We start from the raw sequence: 24,416 nt of genomic DNA, 5'->3' as shown, positions 1-24,416 counted from the left end.
AAGTTGGTGGTCTCCATGACCGTCCAGGCAAAGGCACTCATCTCGCTCCTGCCCTCCGACCAGGGTGGCCTGCCGCACGAACTGCCCTCCCGCACGCAGTCGCTGGTGATCTGCGCCGACGCGGGGGAGTACGGCAGCGGAGCGAGCCGTCCCTTCCAGGCGGCGATCACGTCGGACGACGAGGAGCCGCTGATCCCGGGTGACCGCCTGCACGTGGTGACCATCGCGACCAACGACGACGACGCGGTCCTGTATCTGCGCCCCGGAGAGCGCTTCCGCCTGTGGTGCGGCCACGACGTCGGCACCGGCATCGTCTCCCGCCGCGTGATCTGAGCATCCGGCTGATCTGAGGGTCCGGGTGATTCGGGCCTCCGGGTGATCTGAGCGCGCCCTGGCGGTCCGCACCGCGGCCGTGTCCCAGCCGATCACATAGGCTTGAATCGTGCCCGCGACCTGCGGGAACGGGGGCCTGCGCCGCGGGGGGAGGCGGAAGATGGCCGAACAGTCGCTACCACTCGCCGCACACCTGCGGCTGCGCACACACGACGTCGACGAGGCCTGCAGACTGGTCGGGAACGACCTCGGCGTCCACGGACTGCGCCCGGTGGATCCGGAGATCCGGCTCGACGCCCGCCTGAACGGGGTCGCGTTCGACGGAGTCGGGCTCTATTCGCTCGGCTACGGCACGGAGGTGCTGATCACACCGCAGCCGGTGGACGACTATCTGCTCGTCGAGATCCCGCTGAGCGGCGCCGCCGAGGTGTCGCAAGGCCGGGAGCGGATCGTGGCGACGCCCGAGCTCGCCTCGGTGCTGTCGCTGACCCGGCCCATGTGCATGCGGTGGCCCTCCGGGCTCGAATCGCTGATCGTCCGCTTCGACCGCGCCGCGCTCGAAGCCCACCTCGGCAGGCTCATGGGGCGCACCCCGCGCAGGCCGCTCACCTTCTCCCTCGGCATGGACCTGACCCGGCCGCCCGTACGGTCATGGCTCTCGGTCGTCGAGCTGCTCAGACGGGAGGCCGAGACCGGCGGGGCCATGCTGGAGCAGCCCGTCGCGCTCCGGCAGCTGGAGGGGCTGCTGATGACCCAGCTGCTGCTGGCCCAGCCCAGCAACTACAGCGAGGCGCTGTCGGGCGCCCAGCCCCGGGTCGCACCGACGGCGGTGGAACGGGCCGTCGAGCTGATCGAGGCGCGGGCGGCGGAACCGCTCACGGTGGAGGAGATCGCCGAGGCGGTGGGCGTCGGCGCGCGGGCGCTTCAGGAGGGGTTCCGGCGTCAGCTGGAGACGACGCCCATGAGCTACCTGCGGGAAGTGCGCCTCGACCGGGTGCGGGCCGAGCTCATGGTCGGGGATCCGGGCGCCACCACGGTCACCGACGTCGCCTATCGCTGGGGGTTCGTCCATCTGGGGCGGTTCGCGCTCGCCTACCGCCGGCGTTTCGGGGAGTCCCCGTCGGAGACGCTGCGCCGCGGAACGCGGGATGTTCTCAGCGGGCCGGCAGGTCCGCCCACCAGGTGATCGTGCCGGAGGGCCCGCTCCGGGCGCCGTGCCGGATGGCGAGGGCGTCGACGACGACGCCGCCGCGCCCGCACTCGCCCGGGGCCGCCTCGGCACCCGGCCACACCGGGGCCGCCCCGGCGTCGGTGACCTCGACCCGGATGATGTCGTGATCGCCCTCCGCGCAGCGGAGGAGCCGGAATTCGGCCGGCGGCAGGGCGTGGAGCACGGCGTTGGTCACCATCTCGGAGATCACCAGCACGGCCTCCTGCGCGGCGGTCCCGGGCGTCCCCCAGGCCGTCAGCACGCCGAGCGCGCGGTGTCGTACGGCGCCGACCTCCTGTGGAGTGTGCGGCACCGGACACGTGTATTCGTCGAGGACCGACTCGTCCGTACGGACGTCGGCGCGGTCCATGGTCTGCGAGTTCATCGTGTCGTGCTCCTTGGTCACCAGCGGGCACCTTCCGTGGCGAAGCGCCCCGCCCTTCCATGCGCGGTGCGTCAAACGGTCGGAAAGAGCGTCACTTATCGCAGATTAGGCAGGCCATACGAATGGTCGCTATCCCCAAGGCGAGGGCGGGTATCCGCATAACGAACCATTACCCGGACGCCTGTGCGGGCTCCGGTCCGTACGGGTCCGGCGGGGCCCGCGGGACGGGCCGGGGCCGCCGGGAGACGGGAAAGGTCAGTGCGCGGGCGTCGGCTTCGGGGCGCTCAACCGCTGACGCCGGAGCTGCTCGGCGAACTCCCTGGCCATCGCGAGCTGCTCGCGCAGCCTGTCGGCGCGTTCCGCGACCGCCCGCTCGAAGAGCTGCAGCCGGGCGACCAGGCCGGGATCGTCGTCGCCGCGCGCGAGCCGGTCGGTGATCTCCAGCAGGTCGCGCATCTCCTCCAGCGTGAACGCCAGCGGCTTCATCCGCCGGATCAGCGCCAGGCGCTGCACGTCCTCCTCGCTGTAGAGCCGGAAACCGCCCTGCGTGCGGGCGGGCACGACCAGGCCGACCTCTTCGTAATGGCGGATCGTGCGCAAAGACAGCCCGAGCCGCTCGGCGACCTCGCCGATCTGCACCAGACCTTCAGGCATCGCTCCGCTCACCTTTCCTACCCCCCGCGGTCAAAGCTCTCGCGGGTACGTCGCCACTCACGGCCTACCGTTACGTACGGGTGGAGTTTCGCAGAACAACGCTTGTTCCCACCGCGACGGCGCGCCCGGCGAGGGGGAAGGTGCCAGGCGGGCCGTGCGGTGGCGTTGACGCCTGCGATGGGTGAGCACGCGGCGAAGCGGAGTCCCACCGCAAGCGGGCCAGACTCTACTCTCACGGAAGGTTATGGAGCAATGATCTGGGAGCAGGAGCTCGATCAGTAGGTGCTGGGCTCCGGCTTCTCGACGTTCCACGTGACCGTGCCGTCCGGCTGGACGCACCTCCGGCGGACCCGGGTGACCAGCTGCGTCGGCAGCTGGAGCGCCGCCACCCAGGACCCGTTCCTGCTCCGCTCGAAACAGATGTTGTCGCCGTTGACGACGACCCGGTCGGCGGTGAGGGTGCGCTGGAACCCGCTGTACATCCTGACGCGGTAGACGGACATCGTCCTCCTCTCCACGTGCGATCCCGTGTGGCCGGACCCGCCGCACAGGACGTTCCCACGCGAGCGGGCCCCGGCGGGCGGCGAGGCCGCCCGGATACCTGGCCTTCCGGCGGTCACGACGCGGGCGCGAGGACGGGACGTCGTAGGAGACGTCGGCGGGACGGCGGCGCGTCGGCCGGGAGAACCATGTGACCAGCCTCACCCTACTCTGACGTCAGAGTAGGCAGTCCCCGAGGGGACGGCCGTCAGCTCGTCAGCAGGCCGACGCCGAGGGTCAGCACGCCCGCCGCCAGGCAGAGCGCGCCGAGCCAGAGCAGGACGATCAGGCGGTTGGGCCGGGTCACGTCCCGTCCGATGGACGACAGGAAGAATCCGGCGGACATCAGCACGGCCGCGAGCGGCACGCCGAGCCGGGCGGTCCACAGGGCGGCGCCGTCGAGACCGGTGGCGTCGGCGAAGAGGAGGCCCACCAGCCCGAGGATGACCAGCACCCCCGCGTGCGCGTGGCCGGCTCGGGCGAAGGCCTGCTGGAAGGGCGTCATCGGCACCGCGCCGCGGACGATCCGGGTGAGGAACCACCCGCCGAACTCGATGGTCACGATGGTCAGCAGGACGGCGCCGGCGATCATCTGGGTGGGCTGGCTGAGCTGCAGGGGGGTCATGGCTCTCCTTCGATGTGGGGGGTGGGATGGACGTCAGCGGCCGGTGCGCAGGGCGGCCTCGGGAAGGCCGAGCGTCCGTGAGAGCTCGGCCAGCTCCGCCTCGAACAGGTCGCCCTCCTCGTCGCCGACGATCCGTGGGAGGCCGAGCGACTCCAGGCAGACCATGCCGTAGAGCCGCATCCAGCAGCGGGTGAAGGCGGCCGCGGCCGCCGTGGAGGGCATCGTGATCTCCAGGATCCGCACGAGCCGTTCGGCCAGCGGCTCGATCCGGGGCTCGCGGGGCCAGGCCGCGGGGGATGCGCTGCCGTAGTCGCGCCAGACTCCGGCGAAGATCTCGCCGAACAGCCTGCCCACCTGGCCTCGCGCCCGGCGGACCGTCGGGTTCTCCTCCTCCGGCGGGGAGACGACCAGGGAGAGGTGGAACTCACGGGGGTGCTCGACCCCCCAGCGCCGCAGCGCCCTGCTGGCGGTCACGAGCCTGCCCGCCGTGTCGGCCTCGTCCACCTCGGCCACGGCGGCGGCGACGAACTCGGTGAGCTCGTCCAGGATCGCCAGGATGACCGCGTCGAGGAGGGCGCGGTGGCTGTCGAAGTAGCGGTAGACCCCGGGCGGGGTCATCCCCATCTCCCGGGCGACCGCCCGGATCGTCAGCGCTTCGACGCCCTGGGTCGTCAGGATCTCGCGGCTGACCGAGATCAGCTCCCGCAGCGTGGCGTCGCGCACCCTCTGACGTCGTGAAGGACCGGTCGTCGAGGTCGCCTCCATGGGCCTGTCTCCCTTCTTTTGTTTACACATGTTAACTGTAGCGTATTGCATTCGCTAGTGTGTCTGTGCGACGCTCCGGTTATCGACATTCGCGGCGATTGCCCGCCCGACCCCTGGAGGCTCCCTTGACCACCTACTCCGGCACCACGCTGCGCTCCAGGCCCGCCGCCCCCGCTGCCACACCCGCCGCCTCTCCCCGGGCCGGCGCGGCGGACCGCGACCACGCGGTCGAGCTGCTCGCCGACGCGTACGGCGCCGGCTATCTGACCAAGGAGGAGTTCGACGAGCGCCTCGACCTCGCCACCCGCGCGCGGCACCACGCCGAGCTCGACGCGCTCCTCGCCGACCTGCCGCCCCGGCTGCGTACGTCGAGGGACCGGGCGCGCGGCCGGGCCCGGAAGGCTAGGGCGGCCAGGCTCGGGGTGCGCATCCACGCCGGCGTCTATGCCGGCACGTCGCTCCTCATGGTGGCCGTCTGGCTCGTCGTCGGCCGGTCGACCGGCTCCTGGTATCCGTGGCCGATCTGGCCCGTCCTGGGCTGGGGCGTCGGCGTGCTGGGCCACGCCGTACCCGTGACGCTGGCCACCCGTGCTCGCGAGCGCCGCGAGGCGTTTTAATTCAACTGCTTGACTTACCTCGCCGGCATGGATGAACTTGCACCGGGCCGGGTGGCCTTTCGTTCGGTGAACCGCGCAGCGGTTCCGGTGCGGTGGTGAGGATGGCCGTGTTCAGAATGGCCGTGTCCAGGATGGCCGTGTCCAGGATGGCCGGGTGAGGATGGCCGGGTGAGGATGGCCGGGAAGGTGCGAGCCGAACGGGTCGGTGCGACCCGTGAGCGGATCCTGTCGGCGGCGGAGCGGCTGTTCGCGGAGCACGGCGTGTCCGCCGTGTCCAACCGCCAGGTCAGCGAGGCGGCGGGGCAGGGCAACAACGCCGCGGTCGGCTACCACTTCGGCACCAAGGCCGATCTCGTGCGCGCGATCGCCCGCAGGCACGCCGAGCCGGTCGACCGGATGCGCGAGCGGATGCTGGCCGGCATCGGCGACTCCGCCGACGTACGCGACTGGGTGGCCTGCCTGGTCCGCCCGGTCACCGAGCATCTGGCCGCCCAGGGCACTCCGACCTGGTGTGCCCGCTTCATCGCCCAAGTGGTGACCGATCCCTCGCTGCGCGCGATCATCGCCGAGGAGACGCAGGGCTCACTGCGCAAGGTGATGGCCGGGTTCCACCGCTGCCTGCCCGAGCTGCCCGCCGGCGTCCGGGCGGAGCGCGGCGACATGGCGTGGCATCTGATCACACACGTGTGCGCCGAACGCGAGCGCGCTCTCGCCAAAGGCGCGTCCACGCCGCGGCCGAGCTGGAACGACACGGCGACCGGACTGATCGACGCGCTCGTCGGGCTGTGGCTGGCGCCCGTTTCCGGCGACCCGTAGCCTCACCTCGCCGGGCGCATGCCCGTCTTGTCGTCACCGCACCCGGCGACGCCGAGCAGCCACCGTCCGGCCGCGGCCAGGCGGGCCCGGACCGCGTCGCGCAGCAGCAGCCAGGCGATCCAGCCGACGGCGAGCACGGCCCAGTAGGAGATCAGCCGATAGAGCGCCACGACGGCCGCCGCCATGGTGCCGGTGGTGCCCGCTCCGACGAACGTGGCGGCCATGCCGAGCTCGGTGACGCCGAGCCCGCCGGGGATGAACGCGACCGTCGCAGCGATCTTGCCCGCGACGTAGCCGAGCAGCACGGTGTGGGGCCCGAGCCCGACTCCCGCGGCCGCGCACACGGCGGCCAGGCAGGCCACGTCGAGAAGCCAGTTGGCCAGCGCCAGGACGACGAGGACCAGCCGGTCTCTGCCGGTCGGCCTGATCGCGTCGCCGGCCGAGAGGATCCGGCAGGCGCGGCGCCGGTGTGGGTCGCGCCGGTGTGGGTCGCGACGGTGTGGGTCGCGACGGTGTGCGCCGTGCCGCCGCCGGCGCAGCCGCACCAGTGCGAAGACGGCCGTCGCGGCGGCGGCCAGCGCGATCAGCGCGGGCATCCGGGTCGCGTCGCCGCCCAGCAGCGCGACCAGCCCCAGCAGGGCGAAGGTGGTGGTCGAATAGACGGCGCTGAGCGCGAGCGTCGCGGCCGACAGCGACGTGGACGCGCCGAGCCGGCCGAGCTCGCGGATGGTGAAGGCGACCGAGAGCACCGGTCCGGCGGGCAGGGAGCTCGACACGGCGTTGCGGGCGTACGTGACGGCCATCGAGCGCGGAGTGGTGAGCCTGACGCCCCCGCTCCTGAGCAGACGGCGCAGCAGCGCCGCGAAGAGCCGCATCGAGAGGGCCTCGGCGAGCACGGCGACGGCCAGCCAGCCGAGGTTCACCCCCTGTATCGAGGCCCAGACCGCGTCCGGATCGGGGATCCGGTCCCTGAGCGCGAACAGCGCCACCCCCGCCACGGCGACCGCGGCGACGCCTCTGAGCCGGCGCGCTGTATGGGTGACGGAGACAGGGGACATGCGCGGATTCTTCCGTTGCGCGGGCGGGGCGTAATGCGCGTTTAAAGCGACTGACTTAGGTTAGCATCGCGGTTTGCCCAGCTCCGGGGCGGCTCCTCCCCCGTGACCGGCCCGGACGGGCCGGTCGTCCGGTCACTCGCGGAGGTCCATCACCATGATGGAACCCCAGTCGCCCCGGCGTTCCTCCGTGAAGCCCATCGCCCGATAGAACGCGTACGCGCCCGGGTTGCCGCTGCCCACGCCCAGGTGCAGGCCGGGCACCCGCCGTGCCCGCAGCGCGTCGAGCAGGGTGGTCATCAGCCGCCTGCCGAGCCCGGCGCCCTGGCCCCTGGGCAGGATGTCGATGTGCAGATGCGCCGGATAGCGGTCGTACAGCTCGTCGTGCCGGGGCCGCGACCGGTGGATGTGGGCGACGCGCTGCCAGTCCTGGCTGCCGTCCGCCGGATCGGCGGCCAGCTCGATCGGATAGCGCTCCCGCAGCGCGGGCCACCAGTTCTCCTCCAGCCAGGTCTCGAACGCGAACGTGTCGGCGGTCGCGACGATGTAGCCGAGGACGCCGCCCTCGTCGGCGGCGACGAACGTGAGCGCGGGATCCGCGACCGGGTACGGCCCGGCGTAGACGTGCGCGAGCAGATCCGGGTCGTGGTAGAGCCCGGTGGCGTCCCTGCCGGAGTCGCCGGTCCGCAGGCACACCCGATACATGCCCGGCAGGTCGAACGGCCGGAACGGACGGATGATCGTGATGGCCGCCTCCTAACCGAGCGCCGAGACGGCGAGCAGGAACCACGCGCTGTGCGGGATCCACTGCTCGGCCCAGCGCCATGAATGACCGGTCTCACGGTGTTCGTCCGGCATGAACGCGATGTCGTGCTCGTCGTCGAAGCCGCTGGTCACCCCGTTGAGGATGCCTCCGGGCACGTTCTGGAACACCGTGGAATATTCGACGTTGTTGCGGCCCCTGCCCTGGATCATCGAGGCGTCGAAGGGGTTCAGCCCCATCACCCAGTGCACCTGGTCGTCCGCCAGCCGGAGCAGCCGGTCGCGCAGGGCGGGGTCGCACTCGGGGAGCTCGGCCGCGAGCAGCGCCGCGTACGCGAGGGAGCAGATCGCGGCGTTCTCGCCCTGCCACCAATAGCCGGTCTCGTTGTCGTGCGGATAGAAGAAGGCCGTACGCGGCGGCCGGCCGGCCGGCTGCACGTACTGCCGGGCGTAGCCGAAGGGGTTCGGCACCTCGTCGGCCAGGTGCGCCGCGTCGCGCATGAGCGCGAGCGCCGTGGCGCGTGCCTGACCGGCGAGCGCGCGGCCGTCGTACGTCTCGGCGAACCGCATGAGGGCCACCGCGGGGAGACCGGCCTCCGCCGCGTGGAAGAACGGCCTGCCCTCCACGTCTCCCTTCAGGTAGCCGAAGCCCATGCCGGTGTCGGTGTAGCGGCCGATGAGCGACTCCGCGCGCCGCAGCGCGGCCTTCTCGTACGCCGCCGGATCGGGCGCGCCGGACACGACGCGCGCGGCCCGGCCGAGCTCGGTGGCGGCCATGAGCGCGCAGTAGTCGTCGATGACCGACTCCGTGCGGTCGTAGAGGTAGTCGAGGTTGTGCTCCTCCAGGTGGGCGAACCCGCGGTGGGCGGCGGCCAGATACTCCCCGGGAGTGAAGTCGCCGTGGTCGTCGAGCGTCGCGGCGCGGGCGAGCGCCGCGATGGCCATGCCTCCGCCCTGGCGGTAGGCGGCCTGCCAGCGGGTCGTCCTGACGCTGTCCTGCAGCGGCGCGTTGATCACCCGCTCGTCCAGATCCTTCGTCAGCGCGTCGAAGATGGCCGTGTAGAAGTAGCCCTCCTCGGACTGGAAGCGCACCAGGAAGTCCGCGCCGTGGAGGCCCTCGTCGCGCATGCGCGCGCCCAGGCTGCGCGACAGCTCCGGATGGTGCGCGGCGAGCCGGTCGCGGGCGGCCATGAACGCCCAGGCGCACAGCGGCGTCTGCTGGGGGTTCATCATGCGGGTGTAGTTGAGATGGCTGAGGAACTTGCTGTGGTCGCCTGAGGCGTCCAGCCACCCGCCGCGCGCGTCGACCGTACGGCCCGAGTCGTCCTGGTAGAACCGTGCGTGCCGGTCCTTGCGGTCGATCTCGCCGCTCGACCGCACCGCCTTGAAGTAGTAGAGGGTGTCCGACAGCGTCATGTGCTGCACCCGCCGCGTGCCGATGACGAACGGCTCGCCGGCGTGCACCCCGTCGGGCGTGACCACCTCCACCCGATAACGCCCCTCGGTGCGCACCCGGCTGAAGTCGACGCGCCGGAACGTGCCGAGGGACCAGCCGTCGACCCGTTCCTCCGGGCCCACGGCGAGCGTGGTCCGGGTGCCGTCCTCCTCGTCGACGAGAACGGCACCCTCGACGGCCACCCGGCCACGCAGGAGCACGACGGCCTTCTTCGTGCTCCCGGTGTTGTAGCCGAGGTGGCTGGTGAGAACGGTGATCACGCCCGGCCCTTCTCCGCCTTCTCCTTCGCGGCCTTCTCCTTCTCGGCGGCGACGCGCTCGGCGTAGTAGCGCGCGGAGCGCTTCGGCGTCCGCTTCTGTGTGTCGTAGTCGACCCGGACGATGCCGAACCTGCGGTCATAGCCGTACGACCACTCGAAGTTGTCGAGCAGCGACCAGGCGAAGTAGCCGCGGACGTCGGCGCCCTGCGCCCGGGCCTCCAGCACCGCGTCGATGTGCGTGCGCAGATACTCCGCCCGCTCGACGTCGTCCACGTAGCCGTTCTCGTCGGCCACGTCGGCGTACGCCGCGCCGTTCTCGGTGATGTACCAGGCCTGGCCGTGATACTCCCGTTCGAGGCGCAGCAGCAGGTCCGTGAGCGCGGCGGGGGTGACCTCCCAGTCCATCGCGGTGCGCGGGACGTCGCGGCGCACGACGACCGGCGACGGCCAGCCGTTCTGCCCCACCGGCCCGGCCTGGATCATGTGCGAGGAGTAGTAGTTGACGCCGAGCACGTCGAGCGGCTCCGAGATCACCGCGAGGTCGCCGTCCCGCACCGGGAGCGGGCAGCCCAGCTCGGTGAGCTTGTCGGCGATGTCGGCCGGATACTCGCCCCGGATCAGCGGGTCGAGGTAGAGCCGGTTGTCCCACCCGTCCGCCCAGCGGGCGGCGGCGACGTCGGCGGGGGAGTCGCTCGCGGGCACCTTGGGGCCGAGGTTGAGCGTGATGCCCACTTCGAGCCGGTCGGAGCGGCCGCTCGCCGCCGCCTTCTCGCGGATCACCCGCGCCGCCAGCCCGTGCCCCAGCAGCAGGTGGTGGAGGGCGGCCATGCCCGCGCGGGCGTCCTGGCGGCCCGGGGCGTGCCGGCCGGTGATGTAGCCGAGGTAGGCCGAGCACCACGGCTCGTTCAGGGTCGTCCACTGGTCCACCCGGTCGCCCAGCGCGTCGTACGCGATGGCCGCGTAGTCGGCGAAGCGATACGCGGTGTCGCGGCTCGGCCAGCCTCCCGCGTCCTCCAGCGCCTGGGGAAGATCCCAGTGGTAGAGCGTCACCCACGGGCGGATGCCCTTGTCGAGCAGCTCGTCGACGAGACGGTCGTAGAAGGCGATGCCCGCGGGGTTGCCCGGGCCGGTGCCGTCCGGCTGCACGCGGGGCCAGGCGAGCGAGAAGCGATAGACGTCCATCCCGAGCTCGGCCATGAGCGCCACGTCCTCGGGCATGCGGTGGTAGTGGTCGCACGCGACGGCGCCGGTGTCGCCGTCCGCCACGGTGCCGGGGGTCGCGCAGAAGGTGTCCCAGATGGACGGGGTGCGCCCGTCCTCGCTCACCGCGCCCTCGATCTGGTACGACGAGGTGGCCGTGCCCCACAGGAAGTTCGCATTCTGCGTCATCAGGTCACATTTCCATTCGCAATAGGAGTTTCCGGGTCTTGACCAGGGAGTCTGTCAGACCCCGGTCAGGGCTCGCGGGAGACGGACTCCACCCACTTCTTGGTCTCCTCGATCCGCCCGGGCCCGGAGCGCCGCCAGACCCCCGTGCCGCCGGTCTGCCAGGGGTGCGGCCCCGCGAGCGGGCGATAGCCGACGCCCATCGCGTCGAGCCGTTCGAGGTGGACGGCGAGCCGCCGCTCGAAGTCCGCGAAGTCGTCGACCTGCCCGTTCCACAGCACCTCGGCGAGGGCGCACGCGCGCGGGAAGGCCAGGTAGTCGAGGCGCCGCTCGCTGGGCACCCACTCGGTCCAGATCTGGAACTGGCCGCCGAGAACCCGCCCGCGCAGCTCCTCCGGCCACTCGGAGGGAGCGGGCTCGAAGTCCGCGACGTCGCGGAGCGTGATCGGGCCGCCCTCCGAGCGGGGCTCCTCGGGCAGGTCCGACTGGTCGAAGTTGAAATACGTGGGGAACAGCGGCGTACGGACGACGTCCTGCGACGCCGCGGCCCGGCCCGCCACCTCGTGCCCGCGCCACGCCATGACGATGGTGTCCGGCAGCACGCCCCCGGTCACGAAGCCCTCGTCCCACACGACCATGCGTACGCCGCGGGTGGCGAGGAACCCGCCGAGGGTGCGGAGGAAGTGGCCGTGCATCTGCTTCACGTCGGTGTATCCGTGCTCGGCCATCTCCGCGGCGATCGCGGGGTCGTCCGCCCACCACCTCATGTCGCACTCGTCCCCGCCGAGGTGCACGTACGGCGTGTCGACCACGTCGAGGATCTCCTCCAGGACGTCCTGGAGGAACGCGACGACCGGGCGGGTGGGGCTGATGGACGAGCCGCCCGCCCAGACGGTGTCGAGCACGGCCTGCTCCTGGCCGGGACGGCCCAGCTCCGGATAGGCCGCGCGCAGCGCGGAGGTGTGCCCCGGCACGTCGATCTCCGGGACGATCGTGATCCCCCGGGCGCGTGCGTACGCCGAGATCTCGGCGAGGTCGTCGAGCGTGTAGTAGCCGCCGTGCGGGGTGCCGTCCGCGACGCCGCCGGGGCCGAGCCGGGTCAGCGGACGCCAGCTCCCCACCTCGTGCAGGCGCGGGTGGCGGCGGCTCTCCACACGCCATCCCTGGTCGTCCGACAGGTGCAGGTGCAGGCGGTTGAAGCGGTGCGCCGCGAGCAGGTCGACGTAGCGCAGCACGGTCTGCTTGGGGAAGAAGTGGCGGGCCACGTCGAGCATGGCCCCGCGCCACTCGTACGCCGGGTGGTCCGCCACCGTGCCGCACGGCACGGCCCAGCCGCCGGCGTCGCCCGCCCACTCGCGCCGCCACGCCTGGACGGGCATGAGCTGCCGGAGCGTCGTCAGCGCGCCGGCGGCGCCCTCGAAGCCGCCGGCGCGGATGTCCACGCCCGACTCGGTGACCTCCAGCCGGTACGCGCCCGGGGCGTCGTCGGTCTCGGTCACGGAAACCCAAGTGGTCTGAGTGGTATTAGCTGGATCGCCCTCGGGCCCGGGGGCGGGCAGCGGCAGTCCCGAGACGAACCTCCTCACCAGCGCCTCGGTCGCGGGCGACCCCGCGACCTTGACTGCCACACCCGCGTTGAGCAGGCATTTTCCCGGGCGTGAAAGGGCTTGCCGGGGTCGGGGAAGAAGCGCGGAATAGGGGTCCAAAGCGTGTCCCGTCGGGTCGGTCCGTCCGAAGTCCGAAGATGCCGGCGCACCAGCATGTGACCGCGAAGGTACTTCTTGTCTTGATTTGGTGCAAGTGGTATCTTCCCGGTACTTCGCTGGTATCTGCCCATGTCGCACCGAGGCGACGGCGATCCACGCAGCTCGATTAGAGGTGCCCATGACGGTCAAGCAGGCATTGCCTCGTGCGCTCGCAGAAGGCGGGGAAACGCGGCCGGCCCAACAGAAGACGCCGTTTCTCGCACGCTTATGGCGGGACGCCCCACTGCTTGTGATGGTCGCGCCCGCCGCGATCGTGCTCCTGCTGTTCACGTACATCCCGCTTCTGGGAAGCGTGATCGCATTCATGGACTATGTCCCGTTTCTCGGGTTCACCGGATCAGACTGGGTGGGCTGGGACAACTTCACGGCGCTGTTCTCCGACCCGTCGTTCTGGACCGCCGTGTGGAACACCGTGCAGATCACGTTCCTGCAGCTGGCGCTTTTCTTTCCGGTCCCCATCCTGCTGGCGGTGCTCCTGAACACCGTGGCGCTGCCGGCGGCGAAGAGGTTCGTCCAGTCGGTGATCTACCTGCCCCACTTCCTCTCCTGGGTGATCATCGTCGCGCTGTTCCAGCAGGTCCTCGGGGGCGCGGGGGTGATCAACCGGTTCCTCATAACGCACGGCCTCTCGCCGTTCGACGTGATGTCGAACCCCGACACGTTCAAGCTGCTGCTGACCACCCAGTCCATCTGGAAGGACGCCGGCTGGGGGACGATCATCTTCCTCGCCGCCATCGCGGCCATCGACCCCGCTCTCTACGAGTCCGCGGCGATGGACGGCGCCGGCGCCTGGCGCAGGTTCTGGCACGTCACGCTGCCGGGGATGCGGCCGATCATCGTGCTGATGCTCATCCTGCGGCTGGGTGACGCCCTGACGGTCGGGTTCGAGCAGATCCTGCTGCAACGCGACGCGGTCGGCCCGGGAGCGGCCGAGGTGCTCGACACCTTCGTCTACTACAACGGCGTCGTCGACGGGAGCTGGGGCACCGCGACCGCGGCAGGCCTCCTCAAGGGCGTCGTCAGTCTCTTTCTCGTCCTCGCGGCGAACAAGATCGCCCATCGGTTCGGTGAGGAAGGTGTGTACAAGCGATGAGCCACCCCGGCCGGCCCGTCTGGCTCGGCAAACCGAAGCCCGTCGCCCTCGCGCTCAAGGCGCTGGCCCTCGTGCTGATCAGCGCGGTCGTGATCTTCCCGTTCCTCGTCGTCGTCTCGACGAGCCTGGCGACCAAGCAGGAGATCGACGCGAACGGCGGCTACGTCGTGTGGCCCACGCAGATCTCGTTCGACGCCTACTACCAGATCTTCAACGGCACCCAGGTCGCCAGGTCGATCGTCATCAGCGTCTGCGTGACCGCCGTGGGCACCGCGTTCAGCCTCTTCTGCACGGTGCTCGCGGCGTACGGCCTGAGCCGGAGGGGCTCGCTCTTCCAGCGGGGCCTGCTGTCGTTCGTGCTGCTCACCCTGCTCTTCGGCCCGGGGATGATTCCGGTCTATCTCATGGTGAAGCAGCTCGGCATGCTCAACACCTACTGGTCGCTGATCATCCCCGGTGCGGTGAGCGCCTTCAATATCGTCATCGTCCGGGGCTTCATCCAAGGAATTCCGAAGGAGCTCTTCGACGCCGCGCGAATGGACGGCGCGGGTGAATGGCGGATCCTGTGGTCCGTCGTGCTGCCCCTGTCGAAAGCCGTCATCGCCGTCGTCGGCCTTTTCCTCGCCGTCGGCTACTGGAACAACTATTTCAGCCCGCTGCTCTATCTGAACGACACCCAGATGTGGCCGCTCCAGCTCGTGATGCGGACATTCGTGCTGCAGAACAACGTCACCTCGAACGCGGCCGCCATTCCCGGATATGTGGCACCACCCGCCCAGTCCGTCCAGATGGCCCTCGTGGCGATCGCCACGGTGCCGATCCTGCTGGTCTATCCCTTCCTGACGAAGCACATGTCGAAGGGAATGCTCACCGGGGCCATCAAGGGATAAGCCCGCGTTCCGACACCTCCCATCAGAAAACAAAGGAACAGATCATGGGGATCAGAAATCGATCCGGATTCTCGGCCTCGAACGAGGGCGTCAGCCGCAGGAGCCTGCTGAGGGGCGCCGGTCTGGCCGCCGCGCTCGTCCCGATGAGCGGCGTGCTCGCGGCCTGCGGTTCCGGCTCGGAGGCCGGTGGCGGCGGCGCCGCCTCGTCCGGCGCGGCCAAGGCGGTGCCGCTGCCGACGTACGTGCCGCCGGTCAAGCCGAAGCCCCTGCTCGAGGGCAACGCGCAGGGCGTCATGGACGTCTACGCGTCCTTCCCCATGGACGGGCCGCGTACGGTCAACGGGCAGGTCGGCGACGGCAGCGACTTCAACGTGCTGATCATGACGTACGGCCAGCCGTCGCCGCCGGTGAGCGAGAGCCCCTACTGGCAGCTCCTCAACAAGGAGCTGAACCTCAACGTCAAGCCCCTCCAGGTGCCGTTCGACAGCTTCCAGACGAAGTTCCCCGCCCTGGTCGCCGGTGATGATCTGCCCGAGTTCGTCTCCGTCCCGATGTACATGAACGTCTCCCGCCTGCCGCAGCTCGCCGAGGCGCAGTTCACCGACCTGAGCGAGTTCCTCTCGGGAGACGCGGTGAAGAAGTATCCGAACCTCGCCGGCATCCAGAACTACGCCTGGCTCAACGGCTACCTCAACGGCCGCATCTACGGCGTGCCCAAGTCGGACCCCATCTTCACCTCGCAGATCTACACGAAGACCGACGTCATCGAGGCCGCGGGCGCCAACCCGAATCCGACGAACCTCCAGGAGTTCAAGGACCTCGCCAAGGCCGTCACCAACCCCAAGGCGGGCGTCTACGCGTTCGGCAGCAACATCGCCGACTTCATGATGATGATGTTCGGAGTCCCGAACAAGTGGACCAAGCGCAGCGACGGCACCTTCGTCTCGGCCTACGAGCACGAGGCGTTCATCCCGGCCATGGCGGAGCTCGCCGACCTCTACAAGAGCGGCTGCTTCCACCCCGACACCCCGACGCTGATGAACAACAAGACCCAGCGCGACTCGATGTTCCGGGGCGGCAAGCTGGCGATGCTCTGGGACGGCAACCGCGCGGTCGGCATCGTGGCCGACGACAAGGACGTGGTCTTCGACATCATGGTGCCCTTCGGCAAGGACGGCGGTAAGGGCGTCCACTGGACCGGCGGCGGCGCGTACGCCATGACGATGATCAAGAAGACCACCGACAAGAACCGGATCGACATGTTCCTCCGGGTCCTCGACTACATCGCCGCGCCGTTCGGCTCCCGCGAGTCGTTCATCATGAGCTACGGGGTCGAGGGCGTCGACTACACGGTCAAGGACGGCGTCGCCGTGCTCACGACCCGCGGACAGCGCGAGCAGGACCTCGGCCTGGCCTACATCGTGGGCGGCCCGCAGGTGCTGTGCGACCCGCAGGGCGCTCCCGGCGTGGACAAGCTGAACTACGAGTGGCAGCAGAAGGCCGTGCCGATGCTCCTCGACAACCCCGCGCAGCACCTCTACTCCGAGACCTTCAACACCAAGGGCTCGTCGCTGGAGCAGCAGATGCAGGACGCGATCACCGCGGTGTTCCTCGGCCGGGAGCCCGCCTCCAGCCTGACGTCGGCGGTGCAGAAGTGGAAGGTCGCCGGCGGCGACCGCATGGCCAAGGAGTACGCCGAGGCGGCCACGCTGGCCGGCTAGGCGATCCCGGCCGTCAGGACAACCGAAGGAATCCACGATGAAGTTGAGACGCTCGCCGTCCGCGATGGTGATCGTCGACGGTACGGACATCCACCACGACCTGATCGGCGCCGCGCTGGCGCTCCAGGAGATCGTCACCGAGGCGGGGCTCCCCACCGCCAGGGCCGTGGGGATGGAGCGCTTCGCCGACCTCACCCCGGCCACGGCGGAGGCCGACGTCTACGTCGTCTACCGTTCGTCGATCGTCTTCCACCCCCGGGAGCAGCAGGCGCTGTCCGACCTGGTCGCCGCGGGCAAGGGACTGGTCGTCCTGCACGCGAGCAACCTGTTCGGGTTCGGCGAGGGCGGCCTGGAGGCCGACCGCGTCGCGTTCGAGCTGGTCGGCTCCCGCTACCTCTCCCACGGGACCTCGGGATCGGAGGGACGGTTCGACGTCCGGCTGTGCGGCGACCACCCGGTCACCCGCCACATGGAGGACTTCGGCATCGACGACGAGTTCTACGTCCTGGAATACGGCCCCGACGTCCGGGTGCTCGCCGAGCGGGTGACCGACGACGGCACCGAGCCCGTCCTCTACGTGCGCGACCACGGCGAAGGCCGGGTCTGCTACTCCGCGCTCGGACACGACGCGCGGGCCTGGGGCAACCCCGGCTTCCGGCAGCTCGTCCGCCAGGCGACGCTCTGGGCGGCGGGCGTCCGGGACGACGAGATCCTGACCTGGTCGACCCGCTGGCCCCTCGGCAACGGCAAGATCATCGGAGGTGCGGCGTGAGCGGATCACGTACGGACGGCCGCGCCGCGCCGATCGCCGCGCAGCTGTGGTCCCTGCACGAGGAGGCCTCCCGCGACCTGCTCGGCGTGCTCGAACGGGTGGCGGCGCTCGGCTTCCTCGCGGTCGAGCCGATCAGCCTGTACGGCCACAAGCCGTCCGTCGTACGGGACGTGGCCGACGGCCTCGGGCTGGAGTTCTGCAGTGCCCACGCGCCGTTCCCCGCGGGCGACGCGGCCGAGGCGATCCTCGACGAGCACCAGGAGCTCGGCGTCGAGACGCTCGTCTGGAGCATGGAGCCCGAGGAGTTCGCCACGCGCGACGGCGTGCTGCGGGGCGTCGAGCGCGTCAACGAGGCGGCGGCGAACGCGGCCAGGCGGGGCATGCGCATCGCCTACCACAACCACTTCGCCGAGTTCGAGAACGTCTTCGGCGCAGAGCGCGCCTACGACCTCCTGCTGCGCGAGCTGGATCCGGCGGTCGCCGTCGAGCTGGACGTCTACTGGGTCCGTACGGCAGGGCTCGACCCGGCCCCCGTCGCGGCCTCGCTCGGCGACCGCGTGGAGTTCGTCCACCTCAAGGACGGACCGGCCCGCGGGATGGACGACTACATGGTCCCGTTCGGCGAGGGCGTGGTCGACGTGGAGAGCGTGGTCCGCGCCAACCCGGCGATCCGCTGGCACATCGTCGAGGCGGACCGGTCCCGCGAGGACATGTACGGCCTGCTGCGCCGATGCTACGAGTTCCTCGTCGGCCGCGGCCTGGCGGTGGGCCGCAAGCCGGTGGAACGCGTGATCGATGGGGAGGTGGGGCCGCGATGAGCGCGCAGCGGGTGCTCTTCCTCGGGGGAACGGGCGTGCTCAGTGCCGCCTGCGCCCGTGAGGCCGTCGCGGCGGGTCTCGACCTGACCGCCGTGACCAGGGGCCGCACGACGTCGCGGCCCCTGCCCGACGGCGTACGCGCCGTCGAGGCCGACGTGCGGGACGACGCGTCGATGCGCGCGGCGCTCGGGGACGAGACGTTCGACGTGGTCGTGAACTTCATCGGCTACACGCCCGAGGACGTCCGGGCCGACGTGGCCAGGTTCGCCGGCCGCACCGGGCAGTACGTCTTCATCTCGACCGGATCGGTGTACGCACGTCCGGCCCCGGCGCTGCCGATCGTGGAGTCCTCCGCGCGGCGCAACAACGGTTTCGACTATCCGGCGCAGAAACTCCGCTGCGAGGAGGCGCTCGAACAGGCGTACCGCTACGAGGACTTCCCGGTCACGATCGTGCGCGCGGCACACGTCTACGACCAGACGGCGCTGCCGCTGCTCGCGGGCTGGACCGCCATCGAGCGGTGGCGCGCGGGCAAGGCGGTGGTCGTCCACGGCGACGGGACCTCGCTGTGGAACCTGATGCACGCGCGCGACTTCGCCCGGGGCCTGATCGGCCTCGTCGGCAACCGTCACGCGGTGGGCGACAGCGTGCACATCACCTCGGACGAGATTCTCACCTGGGACGAGATCCATCTGTGCCTCGCCGCGGCCGCGGGAGCCGTGCCCCGGATCGTGCACCGGTCGAGCGAGGACATCGGCCGGGAAATCGCCTGGATGGGGCCGGTTCTGCAGGAGGATTTCCGGCACTCGGTCATTTACGACAACTCTAAAATCAAGCGGCTGGTGCCCGGTTTTTTGCCGAAAGTTCCATTTGCGCGGGGAGCGCGCGAGATCGTCGCCTGGTTCGACGAGGAGCCGTCGCGACGCCGGGCGAACCCGGAGCTGGACGCGGCATTCGATCGCCTGGTCGGCGATCGCCATGGGTGAAGTTCCACCGGGCGGATCCGGTGTGAGAATGACATTATGTTCGCCGGTAGGTGGGCGGGGGACGAAAGGACGTGGACCGGGTGAATAGGGTGTCTCAGGCGAGTCTCATCGCTTCGGACAGCCCTGAACCGCTGTGGGTGCAAGCGGCCGAACTCATCGAGCGCCGGGTGCGCGAGGGGGCCCTTGCCAGCGGACGGCGCCTGCCCGCCGAGCGTGAGCTGTGCAACCAGATGGGCATCAGCCGGGTGACGCTCCGGCGCGCGCTCCAGCACCTGGTCGAGCAGGGCGTGCTCCGCTCGTCCCACGGGCGAGGCTGGTACGTCGCCGGCCGGCCCGACCGCGACTGGCCCAACTCGCTGGAGTCGTTCACCGAGACGGCCAGGCGGAAGGCGCTGACCGCGACCTCCCGGGTGATCCGCGCCGAGGTCAAGGAGGCGTCGCTCGACGAGGCCGACCAGTTCGGCGTGGCGGCGGGCACGCGGCTCTTCGTGCTCGAACGCGTGCGCATGCTGGACGGCGTCCCCGTCGGCGTCGACTCCTCACGCGTCGTGCTGAACGTCGCGCCGCGGCTCCCGGAGACCGACTTCACCAAGGCGTCGCTGATCGAGGAGCTCACCGCCGGGGGAGCCGAGCCGGTCGTCGCCCAGTCGGTCATCGAGGCCAAGGGCTGCCCCGAGGGGATCGCCGAGCACCTCGACCTCACCCCCGGTGATCCCGTCCTGGTGATGCACCAGTCGATGGTCGACGCCGTCGGACGGGTCGTCCTGGTCTCGGCCATCACCTATCGGGGCGACCGCTACCGCCTGCGCACCTCCTTCGTACGAGGGGGAACGAGCCCCGCCTGACGGGCCTGTTTCTCCACGTGGGACGCGCGTCGTGCGGTCCCACGGCTTCGTGCTGTCCGAACTCCTGACCAATACCAGTTGTCCGTACGGCATCATTTGGTATGCAGTGGTATTTGATTTGAAGCGTCTGGTCTAGGCTTGTGTCGCGGTTGGCTCGCCTATGTGTGTTGAAGGGAACTGACGGAATGCCGGGAGAACGGATCCCCTATGTCGACGGCCGTACGGCCCAGCCGGCGGCGCTGGAGCGGGTCGCGGCGCGGGTCGCGGCCCAGCTCCGGGACGGCCGTGACGTGTTCGCGGGCCGCTCCCGCCCGGTCTTCGTCGGCATGGGAGCCAGCTACGCCGCGCTCGCCCTGCCGCTGCGGATGCTCGCCGACGGCGCGGTGCCGGCCCGCCAGGAGCTGGCCAGCGAGATCGGCTCCGGCGTCGCGCTCGCGGAGGCCGACATCGTGATCGGCGTCTCGCAGTCGGGCCGCAGCCCGGAGACCGTCGACGCGCTGGCCATGGTGCCGCGGGAGCGGCGGGCGGCCGTGGTCAACGTCGTGCCCTCCCGGCTCGGCGACACGGCGGCGCACCCTGTCGATCTCGGCAACGAGCCCGACAGCTATGCCTCGACCATCGGCTACACCGGCACGTTGATCGCCCTGGCGATGATCGCCCGCACCATCCTCGGCACGTCCCCGGCCGAGGTCGCCGCGGAGTGGACCGGCATCGCCGACGTCCTCACCCGCCACGAGCACGCGCTCGCGCCGGTGGTGGACGAGGTGGCGGGCCGCGCCGGGCGGGTGGTCGCGGCGGACATCGTCGCGTCGGGAGCCTCCCGCTCCGCCTCCGAGTCGGGGGCACTGCTGCTCCGCGAGGTGTGCCGGGTGCCCGCCTCCGCCCTGGTCACCCGCAACTACCTGCACGGGGAGATGGAGTCGGCGGGGCAGACCCTGCACGTCGTCCTCGGCGACGGCCGGGAGCTGGAGATCGCGCGCAGCCTCGCCGGAGCCCGCCACCTCACGCTCTGCGTCACCTCGGCCGAGGTCGACCCCGGCGACCACCTACACGTGGTGCGCATCCCCGAGGGCGTGTCGATGCCGGTCCGCACGGTCCTGGAGACCGCCGTACTGCAACGGCTCGCGGGATCCCTCGCCATGGTGCGCGGCGTGGCGATCGAGGACTTCGTCTTCGACAACACCGACACCAAGATCGAGGAGCCCATCGGATGAGCCCGGTGGTGGCCGGCGTGGACGTGGGGGGCACCAAGACCCGCGTCCGGCTCGCCGACGCGTCGAGCGGCGAGGTGCTCACCGACCTGACGGTGCCCAGCACCGGCTGGCAGACGGCCTGCCTTCCCCAGGCGGCGGCCTGGTTGTCGGAGCGGCTCCACCCGCTGCTCCGGCAGGGCCCGGAGGTACGCCATGTCGTCGTGGGCGCGCACGGCTGCGAGACCCCCGACCAGTTCGAACGGCTCGCCCACGAGCTCGTCCCGGTGCTCGAAACGCCGGTGACCGTGGTCAACGACGCCGAACTGCTCGTCCCGGCCGCGGGCCTGGCCGGGGGGATCGGCGTCATCTCCGGCACGGGCGCCATCGCCGTCGGCAGGCACCGCGACACGGGCGCGTACCTGTCCGCGGGCGGCTGGGGATGGGTGCTCGGCGACGAGGGATCGGGCTCCGCGCTCGTCCGCGACGCGGCCCGCGCGGTGCTCGCCCGCGCCGACGAGGGCGCGCCCGGCGACGGGCTCGATGTCGCCCTCCTGCGCGCCTTCGGCGTCGGCGGCCTGCCCGAGCTGGCGGCGGCGATGAGCTGGAACGGAGGAGTCGAGACCTGGGGCGCCCACGCCCCGGTCGTCTTCGCGGCCGCGGATGCCGGGTCGGCGACCGCCGACGCCGTCATCACGGCGGGCGGCCGGTCACTGGCCCGTCTCGTGTCCTGCCTGGCCGGGCGGGGCGCCGACCTCCGGGCCGTGGTCGTGGCGGGTGGTGTCATCGCCAACCAGCCCCGCCTGATGCGGGCGTTCGAGGAGGAGCTGAGGTCCCTGCTCCCGGCGGTCACGGCCACCCTGCTCCAGGCCCCGCCCGTGGTCGGAGCCGTCGAGCTGGCCCGCCGCGGCCTGAGCTGATCCGGATCGGAAGAGGAGAACATGCGGTTTTCACAGGTCGTCGCCCCGGGCCGGTCGGAGGTCGTCGAGGTCCCTGACGCGCCTGTCCGCCCGGGAGAGGTCCGCGTACGCACGCTCGCGTCGGGGATCTGCGTCTCCGAGCTGCCGGCCTGGGCGGAGCACGACGACGCCGCGCCGCGCCGGCTCGGGCACGAGCTGAGCGGCGAGATCGTGGAGCTGGGCCCGGGCGTCCATGGATGGTCGAGGGGAGACCGCGTCACCGGCTTCGCGTCTCCCGCGTTCGCCGACACGGTGAACGTCGACGCCAGGGAGCTGCTGCCCGCCCCGTCCAACGTGCCGAGCCGGGCCGTGCTCGGCGAGCCGCTGGCCTGCGTGGTCGAGGCGCTGTCGAGGTGCGGCCTGCGGCCGGGGCAGCGCGTGGCGGTCGTGGGGCTCGGGTTCATGGGCCTGGGCGCCCTGCAGGTCGCCGCCGACCGCGCGCCCGCCCGTCTCGCCGGCGTCGACCCGGCGCCTTTGGCCCGCGAGCTCGCGGCCGAGTTGGGCGCGAGCGACGTGCACACCCCCGAGGAGGCAGGCGAGAGCCTGCGCGGCACGTTCGACGTGGTCGTCGAGTTCTCCGGCAAGGCCGCCGGGCTCAAGCTCGCGGGCGACCTCGTGACCACGCACGGCACGCTCTGCGTCGCCGGCTACCACCACGACGGCCCGCGTGAGCTGGACATCGAGCTGTGGTATCGCGGCGTGACCATCGTCAACGGCTTCACCGGGCAGCGGTGGCGCCTCATGGCCGCCATGGCCGAGGGGCTGCGCATGATGGCGGACCGGCGCCTGACCTTCGAGCCGCTGATCACCCACACCGTCTCACTGGAGGACCTCGACACGGGGTTCGGATACTTCCTCGACCGCCCGGACGGCTTCGTCAAGTGCGTTGTCACCCCCTGACAGGGGCGAAACGTTCACTTATGACGCTCATACAACCTTCGTCCTGATTGATTTCGTGCTGCCCCTTGATCGTTGTGCACGGTCGGGCCCGTCGTGCCCGGCCGTACGCACAGCAGCACTACTCGCAGGGGGATGACACATGGGTGCATTGCGCAGGGCCGCGATCGTCGCGGTGCTCGGCGGCGTGATGGCCGCACTGCCCGGGATCGCCTCGGCCGACGCCGCCCACAACAAGCCTGTTCACGACCACGGTCACGGGCGCGGCCGGGCGCGGGGCCGACCTGTGGTCCGCTGACCGAGCAGGCCACCAAGGAGAAGCATCCCCGCGTGCGCGGGGCCGACGCCTCGTCGACCAGCGCCTTGGTCACGTACGGCGGAGCATCCCCGCGGGCGCGGGGCCGACCGCACGAGGGTCGGCCAGGGACAGGCACCCGGAGGAGCATCCCCGCGGGCGCGGGGCCGACCCGTTGTCGACGCTCCACAAGGTGGAGTAGCTGGGAGCATCCCCGCGGGCGCGGGGCCGACACCATCGCGTCGACCGGGTACAGCACGAGCTTCGGAGCATCCCCGCGGGCGCGGGGCCGACACCGACAGCGGAATGTTCACTGAGATGGTCGGAGGAGCATCCCCGCGGGCGCGGGGCCGACGTGGTACTTCCAGGGGTCAGGCCCTCGAATACCGGAGCATCCCCGCGGGCGCGGGGCCGACGTGGTACTTCCAGGGGTCAGGCCCTCGAATACCGGAGCATCCCGCGGGCGCGGGGCCGACTCCGCCCGCTTGTACGCGGCGGTGATGGTGCCGGGAGCATCCCCGCGGGCGCGGGGCCGACCCTGCGCCAAGCACCTCCGCGCACCCATCACAGGGAGCATCCCCGCGGGCGCGGGGCCGACACAATGCCCCCCCGGTATGTCCGCCCCTGCCCGGGGAGCATCCCCGCGGGCGCGGGGCCGACTGGCTGCTGACCCGGGCAAAGGACGTGCAGGGCGGAGCATCCCCGCGGGCGCGGGGCCGACACCTGGGCGTCCTTCGGCAGGCCGCCCCAGACCGGAGCATCCCCGCGGGCGCGGGGCCGACTGCGACATCTACTCCACCGCGGTCCTGCAGTGGGGAGCATCCCCGCGGGCGCGGGGCCGACAGGCCGGAGGCGCAGCCGGGGCAGACGTAGGCGGGAGCATCCCCGCGGGCGCGGGGCCGACCGATCTGACCTGTCGCGCTCGGCCGGGCGCCGCGGAGCATCCCCGCGGGCGCGGGGCCGACGTGCCGGACCCCAGCGTCACCGTGCGGTCGTAGGGAGCATCCCCGCGGGCGCGGGGCCGACCCCACCTGGACGCCGTTGATCTGGATGGTGTAGGGAGCATCCCCGCGGGCGCGGGGCCGACACTTGCTGAGCTGCGGCTTTTCGGCTCTGGGTGTCGTTTCTCATTCAGTTCGATTTAGTGCTGTTCGGATCGCCACGGGCGACCCTATATGACAATCGCCTGCTTCTGTCGGTGGCGGCTTCTAGTGTTCTGACCGGCCTGCGACCGACCTGAAGGAGGAGGTCCTTGGACGAGTATGACCTGGGGTCCGTGGATCCGGATGCAGCACGGCAATTGGGTGTTTTATGGGGAAAG

General features: G+C 71.0%; 24 protein-coding genes and 1 CRISPR repeat array. Of the genes, 14 read left to right on the top strand and 10 right to left on the bottom strand.

What is annotated here, in order from left to right:
• The first annotated feature begins 15 nt into the window (after positions 1-15).
• On the top strand, positions 16-333 hold the full coding sequence (locus HCK04_RS30555; protein WP_142650828.1) for a hypothetical protein: 318 nt from the start codon (positions 16-18) through the stop codon (positions 331-333).
• A gap of 160 nt (positions 334-493) precedes the next feature.
• The gene (locus HCK04_RS30550; protein ID WP_142650827.1) at positions 494-1,519 is read left to right on the top strand and encodes an AraC family transcriptional regulator; all 1,026 of its coding nucleotides are present in this window, start codon (positions 494-496) and stop codon (positions 1,517-1,519) included.
• Here the strand turns inward: HCK04_RS30550 and HCK04_RS30545 are convergent.
• From HCK04_RS30545 to HCK04_RS30525, 5 genes are all read right to left on the bottom strand, one after another.
• Positions 1,488-1,949 (bottom strand): ATP-binding protein, encoded by a 462-nt coding sequence (locus tag HCK04_RS30545; RefSeq protein WP_205830914.1) that lies wholly within the window; start codon positions 1,947-1,949, stop codon positions 1,488-1,490. The genes HCK04_RS30550 and HCK04_RS30545 overlap by 32 nt on opposite strands.
• 234 nt (positions 1,950-2,183) lie before the next feature.
• The gene (locus tag HCK04_RS30540; protein ID WP_142650825.1) at positions 2,184-2,582 is read right to left on the bottom strand and encodes a MerR family transcriptional regulator; all 399 of its coding nucleotides are present in this window, start codon (positions 2,580-2,582) and stop codon (positions 2,184-2,186) included.
• A 275-nt stretch (positions 2,583-2,857) separates the two neighbouring features.
• Complete coding sequence (locus HCK04_RS30535) at positions 2,858-3,085, bottom strand: hypothetical protein (protein WP_142650824.1); 228 nt, start codon at positions 3,083-3,085, stop codon at positions 2,858-2,860.
• A gap of 245 nt (positions 3,086-3,330) precedes the next feature.
• Positions 3,331-3,747, bottom strand: coding sequence for a hypothetical protein (locus tag HCK04_RS30530; protein ID WP_142650823.1), 417 nt, complete (start codon positions 3,745-3,747; stop codon positions 3,331-3,333).
• A gap of 33 nt (positions 3,748-3,780) precedes the next feature.
• Positions 3,781-4,512, bottom strand: a complete 732-nt coding sequence (locus HCK04_RS30525) for a TetR/AcrR family transcriptional regulator (RefSeq protein WP_168066393.1) — start codon at positions 4,510-4,512, stop codon at positions 3,781-3,783.
• 125 nt (positions 4,513-4,637) lie between these two features.
• Here HCK04_RS30525 and HCK04_RS30520 point away from each other — a divergent pair, with 125 nt between their 5' ends.
• Together HCK04_RS30520 and HCK04_RS30515 are read left to right on the top strand one after the other, a co-directional pair.
• A complete protein-coding gene (locus HCK04_RS30520) occupies positions 4,638-5,129 on the top strand; it encodes a DUF1707 domain-containing protein (RefSeq protein WP_205830913.1) in 492 nt (163 codons plus the stop codon).
• 174 nt (positions 5,130-5,303) lie between these two features.
• A complete protein-coding gene (locus tag HCK04_RS30515) occupies positions 5,304-5,945 on the top strand; it encodes a TetR family transcriptional regulator (protein WP_142650884.1) in 642 nt (213 codons plus the stop codon).
• Between the two features lie 2 nt (positions 5,946-5,947).
• On the opposite strand, the gene HCK04_RS30510 is transcribed toward HCK04_RS30515, so the two are convergent.
• The 5 genes from HCK04_RS30510 to HCK04_RS30490 form a co-directional block, all read right to left on the bottom strand.
• A complete protein-coding gene (locus HCK04_RS30510; protein ID WP_142650820.1) occupies positions 5,948-7,003 on the bottom strand; it encodes a YbhN family protein in 1,056 nt (351 codons plus the stop codon).
• Positions 7,004-7,135: 132 nt separating this feature from the next.
• Entirely contained in the window at positions 7,136-7,705 is a 570-nt protein-coding gene (locus HCK04_RS30505; RefSeq protein ID WP_142650819.1) for a GNAT family N-acetyltransferase, read from the bottom strand.
• Positions 7,706-7,756: 51 nt separating this feature from the next.
• Positions 7,757-9,478: a glycoside hydrolase family 9 protein gene (locus HCK04_RS30500; RefSeq protein WP_142650818.1), complete on the bottom strand. Its 1,722-nt coding sequence runs from the start codon at positions 9,476-9,478 to the stop codon at positions 7,757-7,759.
• The gene (locus HCK04_RS30495; protein ID WP_142650817.1) at positions 9,475-10,866 is read right to left on the bottom strand and encodes a GH1 family beta-glucosidase; all 1,392 of its coding nucleotides are present in this window, start codon (positions 10,864-10,866) and stop codon (positions 9,475-9,477) included. Before HCK04_RS30495 ends, HCK04_RS30500 begins: the two co-directional genes overlap by 4 nt.
• Before the next feature lie 65 nt (positions 10,867-10,931).
• Positions 10,932-12,569 carry a beta-N-acetylhexosaminidase gene (locus tag HCK04_RS30490; protein ID WP_205830912.1) on the bottom strand — a complete coding sequence of 546 codons (1,638 nt, stop codon included), beginning with the start codon at positions 12,567-12,569 and terminating at the stop codon, positions 10,932-10,934.
• Positions 12,570-12,861: 292 nt separating this feature from the next.
• Between HCK04_RS30490 and HCK04_RS30485 the strand changes: the two genes are divergently transcribed.
• The 10 genes from HCK04_RS30485 (at position 12,862) to HCK04_RS30440 (ending at position 22,803) form a co-directional block, all read left to right on the top strand.
• On the top strand, positions 12,862-13,722 hold the full coding sequence (locus HCK04_RS30485; protein WP_240971956.1) for an ABC transporter permease subunit: 861 nt from the start codon (positions 12,862-12,864) through the stop codon (positions 13,720-13,722).
• Positions 13,719-14,612, top strand: coding sequence for a carbohydrate ABC transporter permease (locus HCK04_RS30480; protein ID WP_142650815.1), 894 nt, complete (start codon positions 13,719-13,721; stop codon positions 14,610-14,612). Before HCK04_RS30485 ends, HCK04_RS30480 begins: the two co-directional genes overlap by 4 nt.
• Before the next feature lie 44 nt (positions 14,613-14,656).
• Positions 14,657-16,333, top strand: coding sequence for an extracellular solute-binding protein (locus HCK04_RS30475; RefSeq protein ID WP_142650814.1), 1,677 nt, complete (start codon positions 14,657-14,659; stop codon positions 16,331-16,333).
• A 37-nt stretch (positions 16,334-16,370) separates the two neighbouring features.
• Positions 16,371-17,105, top strand: a complete 735-nt coding sequence (locus HCK04_RS30470; protein ID WP_205830911.1) for a ThuA domain-containing protein — start codon at positions 16,371-16,373, stop codon at positions 17,103-17,105.
• Entirely contained in the window at positions 17,102-17,923 is an 822-nt protein-coding gene (locus tag HCK04_RS30465) for a sugar phosphate isomerase/epimerase (RefSeq protein ID WP_142650813.1), read from the top strand. The genes HCK04_RS30470 and HCK04_RS30465 overlap by 4 nt, the downstream gene beginning before the upstream one ends.
• A complete protein-coding gene (locus HCK04_RS30460) occupies positions 17,920-18,909 on the top strand; it encodes an NAD-dependent epimerase/dehydratase family protein (protein WP_142650812.1) in 990 nt (329 codons plus the stop codon). The genes HCK04_RS30465 and HCK04_RS30460 overlap by 4 nt, the downstream gene beginning before the upstream one ends.
• A gap of 137 nt (positions 18,910-19,046) precedes the next feature.
• Positions 19,047-19,754: a GntR family transcriptional regulator gene (locus HCK04_RS30455; protein ID WP_205830910.1), complete on the top strand. Its 708-nt coding sequence runs from the start codon at positions 19,047-19,049 to the stop codon at positions 19,752-19,754.
• A gap of 185 nt (positions 19,755-19,939) precedes the next feature.
• Positions 19,940-20,968, top strand: coding sequence for an SIS domain-containing protein (locus HCK04_RS30450; RefSeq protein WP_142650810.1), 1,029 nt, complete (start codon positions 19,940-19,942; stop codon positions 20,966-20,968).
• Positions 20,965-21,864: a BadF/BadG/BcrA/BcrD ATPase family protein gene (locus HCK04_RS30445; RefSeq protein WP_142650809.1), complete on the top strand. Its 900-nt coding sequence runs from the start codon at positions 20,965-20,967 to the stop codon at positions 21,862-21,864. The genes HCK04_RS30450 and HCK04_RS30445 overlap by 4 nt, the downstream gene beginning before the upstream one ends.
• A gap of 21 nt (positions 21,865-21,885) precedes the next feature.
• Positions 21,886-22,803, top strand: a complete 918-nt coding sequence (locus tag HCK04_RS30440; protein ID WP_142650808.1) for an alcohol dehydrogenase catalytic domain-containing protein — start codon at positions 21,886-21,888, stop codon at positions 22,801-22,803.
• Between the two features lie 253 nt (positions 22,804-23,056).
• Positions 23,057-24,182: a CRISPR direct-repeat array (repeat unit 28 nt; unit sequence GGAGCATCCCCGCGGGCGCGGGGCCGAC).
• Positions 24,183-24,416: the final 234 nt, after the last annotated feature.

Source organism: Microbispora sp. CL1-1 (assembly GCF_012034195.1).
Lineage (GTDB): Bacteria > Actinomycetota > Actinomycetes > Streptosporangiales > Streptosporangiaceae > Microbispora.
This window is presented reverse-complemented; position numbering and strand designations above follow the sequence as displayed.